Here is a 12650-nt window from a genome sequence, read left to right on the forward strand (position 1 = left end):
GAATGCCTGGGCTTAGCCAAGCGCCGGCTGGATTTTCTTACAAGCCTCAACCAGACCATCGACTGCGGCGACGGACTTTTCGAAGTTGGCTTTTTCTTCACCCTGCAGGTCGATTTCGATGACGCGCTCAACGCCTTCGGAACCGATTACGACCGGAACACCGACATAGGTGTCCTTCAGACCGTACTGACCATCAAGAGCGGCAGCACATGGCAGGACGCGCTTCTTGTCACGCAGGTAGCTCTCGGCCATGGAGATGGCGGATGCTGCAGGGGCGTAGAACGCGGAACCAGTTTTCAGGAGACCGACGATCTCGGCGCCACCATCACGGGTGCGCTGAACGATTTCTTCAAGACGCTCGGCGGTGCACCAGCCCATCTTGACCAGATCGGTAAGTGGGATGCCTGCAACGGTGGAGTAACGGGTCAGCGGAACCATGGTGTCGCCATGACCACCCAGAACGAAGGCGGTGACATCTTCAACGGAAACGTTGAATTCTTCCGCCAGGAAATAGCGGAAGCGCGAGCTGTCCAGAACGCCAGCCATGCCGACGACCTTGTTCTTCGGCAGGCCGGAGAATTTCTGCAATGCCCAGACCATGGCGTCGAGCGGGTTGGTGATGCAGATGACAAATGCGTTCGGTGCGTATTTGGCGATGCCGGCGCCGACCTGCTCCATGACCTTCAGGTTGATTTCCAGAAGATCGTCGCGGCTCATGCCCGGCTTACGCGGCACGCCGGCAGTGACGATGACAACGTCTGCGCCTTCGATAGCTTCATAGCTGTTGGCACCGGACAGGTTGGAGTCGAATCCGTCAACCGGGGAGGATTCTGCAAGATCGAGTGCCTTGCCCTGCGGAATGCCTTCCGCGATATCGAAGAGGACGATATCCCCCAGTTCCTTCAAACCTGCCAGATGAGCGAGTGTGCCGCCGATCTGACCTGAGCCGATCAAGGCGATTTTGTTCCGTGCCATATCGAAAGTTTCCCTTTACGTAAGATGGAACCATGTGCCATCCGCCGATGACTGAAGATGGCACTACTCCCTTTGTGCCGCCTGCGCAACCTCGCCAAAAGAATATTGCCCAAACGGAAGCAAAATTTCTCGAATCTTCCCGCCTGCATAATTCACCTATAGGGAATGCAGACCTATGCGTGTACTCCTATATGGTTACCCGCCAGGTAAGCTTCGGACCGCATTTCGATCAAACGCGAGGCCGTCCGGTCGAACTCAAACGCCTCGGTACCTTCTTCAGCTACATAGAGCGACGTCGGCTCCGCTTCCGCAGAGACGACCAGCTTGATGCCGTTATCGTAAAGTGTGTCTATCAGCGTGATGAAGCGCTTGGCCTCGTTGCGGCGCGCCTTCGACATGACCGGCACATGATCCAAAAAGATTGTGCTGTAGGCATTGGCAATGCGCAGATAGTCGCTGGCGCCGAGCGGCTGCATGCACAGATCCTCGAAAGTGAAACGGGCCGCTCCAGCTGCAACGCAGGGCACATGGATTTTCCGACCCTTGTTTTCCAGCTCTTCCGTATGCGGCTTCATGTCGTGAGTAAGTTTAACCCAGATCCGATCCATTTGAGCATCGGCCTCCTCACCAAGAGGCGTGACATAGACTGGTGCTCCGGCAAGTTTTTCCAGCCGGTAATCTGTCGGTGAGTCCAGATGGAGCACTTTCACTTTCGAGGTCAGCATCTGAATGAACGGCAGGAAAAGTTGCCGATTGAGGCCATCCTTGTAAAGATTCGAGGGCTCGACATTGGACGTTGCAACCACAATGACACCGCGCTCGAACAATTGTGTGAACAGCCGGCCCAGGATCATTGCATCGGCAATGTCGGTGACGGAGAATTCGTCAAACAGCAGGAGCCGGGTTTCATCTGCGATCTGGCCGGCGACAGGGGGAATCGGATCATCCCCTTTCACTTCTCCGCGCTTGTGTGCCTGACGATGTTCGTGAATGCGTTCATGCACATCGTTCATGAACTCGTGAAAGTGGACCCGCCTCTTCCTGCGGATCACCGTGACCTCATAGAAGAGGTCCATCAGCATCGTCTTGCCGCGTCCGACACCGCCCCACATGTAGAGGCCTTGAACGGCCGCCCAAAGCTGGTTTTTCTTGCTGGCAAACAACCAACCGAGTGAGCTCTTTTTGGATGCGAGACGTGTTTCGGCCAATCGGGTGTTGAGAAGATCGAGCTGACGCACGGCTTCCCGCTGGACGGGATCTTCTTTGATCTGGCCTGACGCGACAAGCGTGTCATAGCGGGCTTTCAATGCGCTGTTGACCGGCAGTTCCATTCTCAAGGGTGCTGCTCCCTCCATGAGGACTCATGGGGCCCGAGGGTGTTATTTGCACGGCGAAATACGGTCAAAACGCCGCAGATGCAAGTCATGATATGTTTCGAACCTGTTACCCGAGTTCACGTATTCGTTTTTCAACCGTTTGAAACTTAAGGATTTCACATGACATGGCAATTGAACTTGTTGCCCATGACGTTTCCTGAGAGACCGAACGGATAAGCTGATTCAAAACCTGCAGCTCTTGCGAGAGACGTTTTCCTCGCACTTGAACAGCATCGGACCGACCTCCATGCCAGCAGTTGTGGTCAAGCCCATAACGCATACCGGCGTTGTGCTGATGCCGTGAGAATTCACCGCTTCCGGTCAGCTCCCGTCTTGACGAATTTGATGATGCCAAGCCTGGTTATTCGCTCTGGTTGAAAGCTCTACAACTTACACGTTTATTGGATAGACCCTTCGGACCGGCGCAATCAAAAACAGTGCTCACCGAAATTGTTCGCTGATTGTGCAACCGACGCCCAGGCGGCCGCACGCCTATTGAATGACGACAGTTTGCCGTTGCCCCGCAGATCGATCATGCGCTTGCAAGTAAATTCGAGAACATCAAACAAAACATTTCTGCCGGTTTTGCCGCCCCAGCCGATCCGGAATGCCAAGACCACGGCAATTCCCGCTCGGTTGAACCTGTGATCAGACGTTGGGTGCACAAGCATGGCTTGAAAACCAGTTCGCCCGCGACCGGAAAACCGATTGCGGGCGCCGGGCACAGTGATTGCTCACCGTGCGGGAGGAGCTGGGTCCGTACTGATTTCAGGAACTAGCGCAGCAAAAGCGTCGAATTTCTGCCGTTTTGCAGCTCCTGAAGATAGAGCAATTGCGCGACCAGATAGCATTCGGACTGCGCATCGAGGTCTGCTTTCCGGCCGCGGCCGTCTGTCAACAACCAGGCATTTCCGGACTTCACGACGTCGCACTCAATCGGCGCTTTCTGGTCGAATTCCGTTCTTTCGAAGACTTCGGAACCGACAGAACTGTCAGTGTCGTTCTCCAGTCCCTTCATTTTCATGCGAAGACTGCGATACGCCTGATGGACCGACATGGTCGCAACGATCACCGTATGGACATCATCGCCGTTCAGCGCTGCAAATCTCAGAATGCCGCCTTTTGGCGGAATGGTGTTCTTTGAACAGGGTGTTTTTTGTACCTCGCCGAGCGCCGACCACTCAGCCCGCAGAGTAACGGTCGCCGGTTGGCGAATGGCCGACATTTCCTTGGCCAGGCGCCGCTCCGCCGCCTTTTGCGGATTTTTCGCGGCTCGATCTGCCCGCGCCGCACCGTTGGCAACCACAGTGCCGCCAATCCGTAACCGCCTGAACACGATCACATCGCGCATCAGGTCCGTGCGTTCAACGCGCCAGCCCGCATCAAGCCAGGAATTCTGATGAACAAGAGTACCGCCGGAATTGGCCCACCATGTACGGTGCTCCCGGGCGCTTTTGGGAAGCGGGGAACCAATGATTTCCTCCACTTCTTCAAGCTTTGCAGCCCAGACAACGTCTTTAAGAAGAGCCAGGTGCTCACGCAGTGGTTCATATTTCGACATTTGCACAGCCTTTCCGGTAGGTGTGCAAATATACACTTTTAACGCGTATTGTCCAGCAAAATTACGGAGGGTTGTTAACGGAACAGCGAAATTGGAGCGCCCGCAGAGGTTTGCCCGTTAAATTGTCCCGGAGTGCTGGAATAGAGTTGCGCGACGATCACGCCGGACCCGTCCTTCAAGACAACCTGGTTGCCATTGAGGTCCCATGCGGAGATTCCCGACAGGACCGGTGTCGCACAGCCCCTGGTGTTGGCGCGATACCCGCCCGACCATGTCGTCAGGGTCATGAATGCCATACAGTTGTCTCCGGCCGAGGACAGTTTCCAGCCGCCAAGCAGGTCGGAACGTCCGACAGTTTGTGCATTTGCCGGAGCTGATACCGGATTGTTGGCAAGATCCGCGGGAGCAGACGCCACGTCGGTCGGAGATCCGGCAACCGGTGCTGCATTGGGATCAAGCGGAGCCAGCGAGCCACTGCCCACCGGTGTGGTCGGTGTCGCAGGCAACGGCGCAGCGTAGTTCCGGCCTCCGGAAAGACGCTGACACCCGGCGGCAAGGACCACCAATCCCAGAACCAATACCAGTTTTCCCGCACGCTTCATGACGAATCATTCCCTTAACATCGTCTCAATCTCGAAGCATCTCTTAGCCTAGAATTTGTCAAAAATGCAAAACCCGCCGAAATTAACTTCACGGCCACATCAGCCCGTCCCAAAAGAGACCGAACCTTCAGTGGTTTGGGTGGGTTCAACGAGCAGGTCAATCGACTTTCTAATTCGATGAAAATAGTTCGCGCCCGCTGCAAATGTTGACTGCAGGGGCGGCTTTCCTGCGACACTCCACCAGTGGCTGGATGTCGTGGCCTTCCAGAATAGCGGCAAAACGATCGGTTCCATGTCCGCAAGATAAATCACACGGTCAGGGACCACGCCATGCGGCATGAGGAATATATCGACCGACTTGGGATTGAGTCCATTGGCGTTTACGCCCTTCGCGGACAGCAGCCGGTTGACATACCGGTTGAGACCTTCAGCCGGATTGATGCCTGCGGAAAACGCCCGCATGAGCCCTTTCGCCCGGCAATTCAGATAGGCTTCTGCCAGAGGACCGAGCAGGGAATTGTCCGGGCAGATGAATAGGACGGTGGTCTTTGTCACGCAGATTTCCTTCGCAGGCTCGTATGCCGCCGCACATGCCGCGGCGGTCTCCCCCTAGCGCCGGAGCGAGAATTCTATATGACAAAATGTCAGGTTCCTCGGTTTCGAGAGCAAAACCAGAACGGTTCCGTCAAATTGCCAAGGCGATTACATGCTGTTTCACGACGAATTTTGTTGCCGGATCGCAGCAGCCTCACCTATTGAAGCGAACAAAGATTTTCAGGAGATTTAGATGCCGGTTGCCTTCTGGTGCATTCTCGTTGCGGCCATCCTTCCCATCCTGTCTGCATTTCCAGCCAAACTGAGCAAGGATTTCGACAACTCGAACCCGAGAGATCCCGACTTCTGGCGAGAGGGGTTCCGGGCTCGGGCCCAGTCCGCACAAGCCAATGGATACGAAGCGTTTCCCTTCTTTGCGGTTGCCGTGTTTGTCGCAATAAGTCAGGGAGGCGCATCCTACTGGATCAATCAGCTGGCGGTGTTGTTCATCTTGCTCAGGCTCATCTACATCTTCTGTTACTGGACGGACCGTTCCACACCTCGTTCTGTTGCCTGGGCAGCGAGTTTCCTGACAATCATCGCGCTTTTCACCACACCTCTCTGGAGCTGATCAGAGCTCCAGAAAATAGTCCGTTTCGGCCTTCTCTCTCACTATCGCCTAGATCTCCGGCCTATCGTTCAATCGAGTTGAGGCTGCCCCAAATTTGATCCCACATCGGGTCTTTTGCCCCTGACCAAGGGCGAAATTTGGTCAAGAACGCTGACTAGCCTTCGTTCAGGCAAGAGCCTAAACTCCAAAATTGTTCAACGAAGATTTGCACCAAGCGGCTGATTTCGTTAACGATGTTGAGTAGAAGTACGGTTTACCGATGGGCAGAGGTGCATTGTGCGGACGACAGACCAGACGACGGACACCTTGCCGACGCGCCACCAGGCAGCGTCACAGCGAACAGTTTCCGACCAGCATATAGTCGATGTTCTGATCGCTGAACGGGGCAAACTGGTGATGGCGAGCCCCTGGTGGCCTTTCATTCGTCCATTCGCCCATAAGGTGCTGCGCTACAAGTCCGCCGTCGACATGGCCGACACCATTTCCCAAATGGAAGCGCTTGATGTGTTCGCGCATCTGAGCAATCTGCTCAGCCTCGATGTTACGACACTAGGCCTTGAACGCGTGCCGAGCGAAGGCCCTGTCGTGCTCGTCTGCAATCACCCGACCGGAATTGCCGATGGCATCGTGCTTTACGATGCAATCAAACCCCGGCGCGACGACCTGGCGATCTTTGCCAACCGGGACGCAATCCGCATTAACCCGCGTCTTGCCGACATGATTATCCCCGTGGAATGGCGGGCTGATTTCAAAACGCGTGAGAAATCCAAGGAAACCATCAAACTCGCTTCTTCTGCATTCTCGAAGGAGCGGGTCGTCGTCCTGTTTCCGTCCGGTCGGCTCGCATATTGGCATGATGGCAAACTGACCGAACGTCCCTGGATGACCTCGGCCCTTGCACTGGCGCGCAAGAACAAGGCGCCCATCATTCCGATGCATATGGGAGGACGCAATTCCGGGCTGTTCTACTTCCTCGCCCGCGTATCGACCGAATTGCGCGACATGACAGTCTTCAACGAACTGCTCAACAAGAAGAACGCCAAGTTCAGGGTTCATTTCGGCAAACCGATCCGGCCTGAGCGGCTGGAAGGCGATCTTACTGACCTGACCGAACAGATGCGGGTTCATTGCGCCGAAACACTGGCCTCAAATCCTGATGCGGAATTCTAGGGCGGCGTTCACCCCCGACGTCTCAAATCATCCACAGGCCCGTTTGCTCTCGGCCTGCGAATAAGACATTGTGCGGAGGAATCAAAGGAAGCCGCTGCCCCATGCCAGTGTCACCCGCAATTGCCGCGGATGAAACCACTCCAGCTCCGATTAACGATGCTCCGCTTGTCAGACCGGAGCCGAAGCCGCTTGCTGTCCTGCAAAAGGTGTTCGGTTACAGTGACTTTCGCGGGAAGCAGCACGCTGTCATTGACACGCTGATCGACGGCAACGATGCAGTCGTCCTGTTTCCGACCGGAGCAGGCAAATCACTATGCTACCAGATCCCCGCACTTTGCCGTCAGGGCGTTGGCATAGTTGTGTCCCCCCTTATCGCGTTGATGAAGGATCAGGTCGGCGCACTGAAAGCGGCAGGTGTCCGGGCGGCCGCCCTGAATTCCACCTTGTCGCCCGAGGAGCAGGCCGCGCTTCGGGAAAACCTGGGCAGCGGTGACATCGACCTTCTCTATGTGACGCCGGAGCGGCTCGCCAACGAGAATTTCCGCCGTTTGCTGGACACGCTCAAGATCGCACTTTTTGCCATCGACGAAGCGCATTGCGTCAGTCAATGGGGTCACGATTTCAGACCGGAATACCTGTCTCTTTCCTGTCTTTCGGATCGCTACCCAGGGGTGCCACGCGTCGCACTTACGGCAACTGCGGACCCGCATACGCAAAAGGACATTCTTGCCAGACTTCAGCTGGAGGAAGCGCAGGTCTTTTCGACCAGCTTTGACCGGCCCAATATCCGCTACGAGATCGTCGAACGCACCAATCAGCGGCAGCAACTCCTGGATTTTCTCAAAAAGCACGACGGGGAAAGCGGCATTGTCTATTGCCTGTCGCGCGCAAAGGTCGAAGACATTGCCGAATGGCTGACAGCAAAAGGCATCAAGGCCCTTCCCTACCACGCAGGGCTGCCCACCGATAAACGCGCCTCGCATCAGGATGCCTTTCTACTGGAGGAAGGCCTTTGCCTGGTGGCAACGGTTGCCTTCGGCATGGGCATCGACAAGCCGGATGTTCGGTACGTCGCGCATCTGGATCTGCCGTCGTCTGTTGAAGCCTATTATCAGGAAACCGGTCGCGCTGGGCGTGACGGAGCGCCCTCTGAAGCCTTCATGGCCTATGGCATGGCGGATCTCGTACAAAGACGACGCATGATCGCAGAGGGCGATGCCCCGGATGAGGTCAAGCGTGCGGAAAACACTAAACTGAATGCACTTCTGGGCATATGTGAAACTGCTGGCTGCAGACGTCAGGCGCTGCTGGCGCATTTCGGCGAAATCTATCCTGAACCTTGCGGCAACTGCGATACGTGCCTGTCACCTGTCGAGACCTGGGACGGAACGGAAGCTGCCCAGAAACTGATGTCGGCCATTTACCGAACTGGCCAGCGTTTCGGCACCGGACACGTCATCGATGTGCTTTTGGGGAAAACGAACGAAAAGGTGGCCCGTTTTGGCCATGACGGGCTTTCTGTGTTCGGGATAGGTCAGGATTTGCCGCAAAAGACCTGGCAGTCAATTGCCCGGCAGTTGGTTGCGGCCGGATATGTCGATGTCGATCATGACCATTTCGGCGCGCTGGTTCTAACCGAGAATGCCCGAACAATCCTGCGCGGAGAGGAAAAGATAGCACTGCGCAGAGACCGCAACCCGGCCGGGCTAAAACAGACCCGATCATCGAGAACGGCTTCGATCGCCGACGAACTTGATGAAGAAGACAAGCTCCTCTTCCAGCGGTTGCGTCGCCTGAGAACCCAGATCGCACGGGACCAGAACGTTCCGCCCTATGTTGTCTTTCCCGATGCGACGCTGGCGGGTATCGCCGCGGCCCGTCCGGTTTCCTCCGATGCTCTCCTGTCCGTTTCCGGCATTGGCCAGTCCAAGCTTGAGAAATATGGCGAGGCTGTCATTGAGCTGGTTGAAGCCTTTGAAGTCGGTGTTTGACATGGTTTGACCGGTCGGCATGCCCATGAGGAATGACCGACAATTCGACCAGCTTGCCTTCTGTGCAAGTCCCGGAGGTTCTTCTGCGAACTTCTAGAGAAATAACTGGTGAGCTGCCTGATTTCTAAGTCAATTGTCCGCTTGCAGGCACAATTGGTAGGCGCCTGCCACATACGCAAGCGTTTCCTCGGCAGGGTCGGCCAGGAACTGATCCACGATCTCGCGCAGTGCCAGATGCGTTTTCCTGTTCTGACGTAATCGTCTGTAAGAAGATCCCAGCTTGTAGATCTGGTCGATTTCCTCGCGCGAAAACAGATCAAGGCCGGCGATCCCAAGCACCACGCCCAGGTCCGCGTTGGTTCTTCGGGTCAAATTATGAGCAACGAGGAAACCAAACAGGCCGGTTATGAACCGGTTTTCGAACGACAGGTCATCGAATTTCACATCAACCGTTTTCAAAATCAGCTTTACGACGGCAACCGTAGCAGTCGCGGCGAACTCGGTCGGCGTGTTGGTATCACCTATTTCGAGACTTGCCGCTGCAAGCAATTCCGCCAGGCTGCCTCGCAAACGATCTTCTGTTTCAACAGCCCTAAGCTCTGAAACAAATTCAGGTTCTTCTGAACTCCGACGTCCAAACAATCCAAGCATCACCCCGCCTCAAAGACGTGAGCCCACCTGAAAAAGGTAGTACACAACTTACGCTACGGCAAACCCCGAACCCGCACCCAACATTTTACAAAGAGTGAAAAGCAAAAAAATGCCCGGCGTTGCCGGGCATTCGAACTGCTGTTTGTCAGGAACCGGTCTTGGGCAATCCCTTGTAAGCTTCCCCGCCCCAAACCGATTTTACCCGCGCATCCCGTCCGCACGCCTTGCGATAGCCTTTGTATGCATCAGCACGGGTGACATAACCGAAACGTGTCAATGTGCGAACATCGCTCTTGTAGTAGCCCTGATGGTACTCTTCCGCTGGCCAGAAGACGGCCGCTCCTTCCACCGGTGTCACGACCTTGCCGCCGAGCGCCTGGTTCGCTTTCTTGATTTGGGCTGTCGCATCCGCGGCCTGGCCCTCATCAAGCGGATAAATGGCGGTGGAGTAACCGAAGCCGCGGTCGCAAAACTGTCCACCGGCATCCGTTACATCAACCGTGCGCAGGAAAATACCGACAAGATCGCCATAACTGATCTTGGTCTCGTCGAAATCCACCTGGACAACTTCACGGTGGCCGCCGCGCTCGTAGTTCTTGTAGGTTGGGTTTTGTGTAGACCCACCGGCGTAACCCGACACGACATCACGCACCCCCGGCAATTTTTCCAGATCCGATTCCACGCACCAGAAGCAACCACCCGCCAGAATGGCAGTTTCAGCCTGCGCGGGCGCAAGCGGGCCAGTGCCGGCAAGGGCAGCAAGAAAAGTCAGCGGTAAGATACGCTTCATGTCAGATCCTCCATTACAGTGTTTCGGAAAATCCTTGAAACACCGGAATCACATAACGCGATGAAATCTTCGACGTCAGACAGCGTCAGGTGATTCAAATTTTTCCGATAACGCTTTAGTTGCCGCTAGAGGTAACGCATCCGGCCAAAGAGACAACTCAACTCCAAAGCCCGAACCTGCACAACGCCGTGAGATTCCCGTGACCGGCTTCCTGAAAGCTCAACTCTCCCAGCTGTTTGCGGACTGCCCAAACTCCGGAGTTTGCGGACTGACAACACAGAACCTGTGACCGCTGCCGGCTTCCATCACTACCCAATGTTCGAAACGTTGCACGATCTTTGCGCCCAATTTCTCAAGGCGGGCAACTTCTCTTTCCGGATCATCGGTTTCAATATCGAGATGAACGCGTGATGGGTGTTCTACCGACTGCAGCAGGATGCCGATCTCACCGGCTTTGCCTTCCAGACGGCGGTATCGAGGATTTTTCGGTTTCGCTTCAACCCTTCTTCCAAGCGCCCCGGCCCAGAACGATGCATGCTCGTCAATATCTCCACCTTCGCAATCGATCACCAGATCGCCCAATCGACTCTTGTGCATTTTCATCTCCAAAGCTCAAAATCAGATGAGAACAAATATCGAACAAAACAAGGCAAATCGCAACACCTGTCGTAAACCGTCTTGATGTCGATGTGAGCAACCAGCACAAAAAAGAAGCAGACCGAACGGCCTGCTTCTATTCTTTTCGCACTTGTCTTCACAACGCTTCCATCAAACCTGCGCGTTTTCCAGGCTGTGCGCTTCAGAACCCTGTCCGGTCCAGTCGATTTTCTGCGTTGCGAACATTGTGACTGCGAGCGCGATGAAGGCGATGATCGATCCGATCAGCAATGCATAGTCCTGCTCGCGCATCAGGGCGAACAGAACACCGAATATGCTTGCCAGTACGACGAACATGACCAGACCGGCGGATCGGCTTTTGAGCGACGCACCAACATAAACAGCATTGAGGACAGTCGCGGCACCTGCAGCAATCAGGTAGGCAAGCGCATAACCGACATGTTCCGCAAAGGCGAGCAACATCACATAGAAGATGATCAGGGCAAAACCGACCAGACCATATTGAATCCAGTGGAATCGCCAGCCAGACCGCATTTCAAGAACAAAGACCGCCAGGAACGTCAGGCTGATAAAGCCTATGGCGTACTTCAATGAGCGCGAAATGGTCTGATAAAAATTGACCGGCTCAACGAACTTCACGCCGATGAGTCTCGTTGCCAATGGCAGTTGGTTCGTTTCCTGGAACTTTGGAATGCCTCGTGCCAGATACGGGATACTCCATGTGGCATCGAACCCGCTGTCGGAAATATTCCGCGCCTCAGGCAAAAACGCCCCGGTGAAACCCGGATGAGGCCAATTGGACTGCAGTTTCACGCTGGTGGTTTGTCCCGCTGGTGCAATGAAGACAGCGGATGATCCATTGAGCTGAAATGGAATTTCAAAAGTGAAACCCTTCCGCCAATAGGCCGAAGAAACGCCTGCGTTGATACCCGATGCATGTTGCGGATGGAAAGACTCGTTTTCCGGATTGAACACGAGAGCTTCCAGACCGGGTTCGAAGGAAACTTCGCGATTACCATCCAGTTTGAGGGCAACTTCGCTTTTCAAGGCCCGCAGATCTCCAATGCCAACCACGAGAACCGCCTTGTCTGCCGCGATGTCGATTCTGCCGCCGTGTTTGGGATCAAATGCACCTTCAGGCGGTGTTTCGAACCGGCCCTTCAACATCAAACGGCCATTATAGACGGGAAGCGTATAGATGGACTTTTGCCGCTCTTCCACGACAACGTCTCCCGAGACATCCAGCTTTTTCGGAAAAAGCACAACCTTACGACGGACGGTTTTGGTTTTTCGATTTCCTGCTAGCCCGGTATCGAAAGTTTCGGTGAACGGAACCACCAGATACGGGCCATTGATCTGCTGCGTCCCGCCCCAGGACCTGGCGATGTCGCGGGCAACCTCCCTCGCCCGGTCTGCCCTCTCCTCCACCAGCAACCAGACAAATGTGCTCGGTGCAACGAGCATCAGCGTTACAAAACCGATCAGGATGAATTTTGCTGCCGGTGAATTCAGCAGCGAATATCCCCGATGCGGCGTCGACCTGCCGGATGGCATGTCAGAAAATGTCTTGTCAGTATCACTTGTCATTCATTCGAACCTCTGCCGGACGGGAGCCCAAACAAGCGGTCCCGTTCAATGGGTCGAACTTTCAGAGCAAACAGGGTGATTGCAGGGCGGAAACGCGGGTCTTTTCTGCATTGAAATTGCAGAATGTGTGCAGCCTCTTCAGTCCCGCAAGCTGCGCTTTGTGA

Annotated in this window: 12 protein-coding genes; 3 read left to right on the plus strand and 9 right to left on the minus strand. The window is 55.1% G+C overall.

Going from position 1 to position 12650, the window contains the following annotated elements; genetic code table 11:
* Positions 1–12 precede the first annotated feature (12 nt).
* The 5 genes from mdh to ABLQ08_RS21495 all read right to left on the minus strand — a co-directional run bounded on the left by mdh (position 13) and on the right by ABLQ08_RS21495 (position 5069).
* The gene (mdh, locus tag ABLQ08_RS21475) at positions 13–975 is read right to left on the minus strand and encodes a malate dehydrogenase (protein ID WP_352946158.1); all 963 of its coding nucleotides are present in this window, start codon (positions 973–975) and stop codon (positions 13–15) included.
* Positions 976–1148: 173 nt separating this feature from the next.
* A complete protein-coding gene (gene zapE, locus ABLQ08_RS21480) occupies positions 1149–2306 on the minus strand; it encodes a cell division protein ZapE (RefSeq protein ID WP_352946853.1) in 1158 nt (385 codons plus the stop codon).
* 820 nt (positions 2307–3126) lie between these two features.
* Positions 3127–3912: a DUF7662 domain-containing protein gene (locus tag ABLQ08_RS21485; RefSeq protein ID WP_352946160.1), complete on the minus strand. Its 786-nt coding sequence runs from the start codon at positions 3910–3912 to the stop codon at positions 3127–3129.
* A gap of 74 nt (positions 3913–3986) precedes the next feature.
* On the minus strand, positions 3987–4514 hold the full coding sequence (locus ABLQ08_RS21490) for a protease inhibitor Inh/omp19 family protein (protein WP_352946163.1): 528 nt from the start codon (positions 4512–4514) through the stop codon (positions 3987–3989).
* Between the two features lie 99 nt (positions 4515–4613).
* Positions 4614–5069 carry an ArsR family transcriptional regulator gene (locus ABLQ08_RS21495; RefSeq protein ID WP_352946166.1) on the minus strand — a complete coding sequence of 152 codons (456 nt, stop codon included), beginning with the start codon at positions 5067–5069 and terminating at the stop codon, positions 4614–4616.
* A 232-nt stretch (positions 5070–5301) separates the two neighbouring features.
* Here ABLQ08_RS21495 and ABLQ08_RS21500 point away from each other — a divergent pair, with 232 nt between their 5' ends.
* The 3 genes from ABLQ08_RS21500 to recQ all read left to right on the plus strand — a co-directional run bounded on the left by ABLQ08_RS21500 (position 5302) and on the right by recQ (position 8840).
* Positions 5302–5679, plus strand: a complete 378-nt coding sequence (locus ABLQ08_RS21500; protein WP_352946169.1) for an MAPEG family protein — start codon at positions 5302–5304, stop codon at positions 5677–5679.
* Between the two features lie 276 nt (positions 5680–5955).
* Positions 5956–6849, plus strand: coding sequence for a 1-acyl-sn-glycerol-3-phosphate acyltransferase (locus ABLQ08_RS21505; protein ID WP_352946171.1), 894 nt, complete (start codon positions 5956–5958; stop codon positions 6847–6849).
* 101 nt (positions 6850–6950) lie between these two features.
* Positions 6951–8840 carry a DNA helicase RecQ gene (gene recQ / locus ABLQ08_RS21510; protein ID WP_352946174.1) on the plus strand — a complete coding sequence of 630 codons (1890 nt, stop codon included), beginning with the start codon at positions 6951–6953 and terminating at the stop codon, positions 8838–8840.
* Positions 8841–8969: 129 nt separating this feature from the next.
* Here recQ and ABLQ08_RS21515 read toward each other — a convergent pair whose 3' ends face one another.
* The 4 genes from ABLQ08_RS21515 to creD form a co-directional block, all read right to left on the minus strand.
* Positions 8970–9491, minus strand: coding sequence for a hypothetical protein (locus ABLQ08_RS21515; protein ID WP_352946177.1), 522 nt, complete (start codon positions 9489–9491; stop codon positions 8970–8972).
* Between the two features lie 145 nt (positions 9492–9636).
* Positions 9637–10281, minus strand: coding sequence for a peptide-methionine (S)-S-oxide reductase MsrA (gene msrA, locus ABLQ08_RS21520; RefSeq protein ID WP_352946180.1), 645 nt, complete (start codon positions 10279–10281; stop codon positions 9637–9639).
* Positions 10282–10500: 219 nt separating this feature from the next.
* A complete protein-coding gene (locus ABLQ08_RS21525; RefSeq protein WP_352946182.1) occupies positions 10501–10878 on the minus strand; it encodes a VOC family protein in 378 nt (125 codons plus the stop codon).
* A 171-nt stretch (positions 10879–11049) separates the two neighbouring features.
* Positions 11050–12486 carry a cell envelope integrity protein CreD gene (creD, locus tag ABLQ08_RS21530; protein ID WP_352946185.1) on the minus strand — a complete coding sequence of 479 codons (1437 nt, stop codon included), beginning with the start codon at positions 12484–12486 and terminating at the stop codon, positions 11050–11052.
* Positions 12487–12650: the final 164 nt, after the last annotated feature.

Source organism: Roseibium sp. SCP14, assembly GCF_040329475.1.
Classification (GTDB): Bacteria; Pseudomonadota; Alphaproteobacteria; order Rhizobiales; family Stappiaceae; genus Roseibium.

Bases quoted from the DNA above. Each gene is read 5' to 3' on its own strand.
- msrA (WP_352946180.1), bottom strand. From the start codon at position 10,281: ATGAAGCGTATCTTACCGCTGACTTTTCTTGCTGCCCTTGCCGGCACT.
- mdh (WP_352946158.1), bottom strand. From the start codon at position 975: ATGGCACGGAACAAAATCGCCTTGATCGGCTCAGGTCAGATCGGCGGC.
- zapE (WP_352946853.1), bottom strand. From the start codon at position 2,306: ATGGAACTGCCGGTCAACAGCGCATTGAAAGCCCGCTATGACACGCTT.
- ABLQ08_RS21525 (WP_352946182.1), bottom strand. From the start codon at position 10,878: ATGCACAAGAGTCGATTGGGCGATCTGGTGATCGATTGCGAAGGTGGA.
- ABLQ08_RS21500 (WP_352946169.1), top strand. From the start codon at position 5,302: ATGCCGGTTGCCTTCTGGTGCATTCTCGTTGCGGCCATCCTTCCCATC.
- creD (WP_352946185.1), bottom strand. From the start codon at position 12,486: ATGACAAGTGATACTGACAAGACATTTTCTGACATGCCATCCGGCAGG.
- ABLQ08_RS21490 (WP_352946163.1), bottom strand. From the start codon at position 4,514: ATGAAGCGTGCGGGAAAACTGGTATTGGTTCTGGGATTGGTGGTCCTT.
- recQ (WP_352946174.1), top strand. From the start codon at position 6,951: ATGCCAGTGTCACCCGCAATTGCCGCGGATGAAACCACTCCAGCTCCG.
- ABLQ08_RS21485 (WP_352946160.1), bottom strand. From the start codon at position 3,912: ATGTCGAAATATGAACCACTGCGTGAGCACCTGGCTCTTCTTAAAGAC.
- ABLQ08_RS21515 (WP_352946177.1), bottom strand. From the start codon at position 9,491: ATGCTTGGATTGTTTGGACGTCGGAGTTCAGAAGAACCTGAATTTGTT.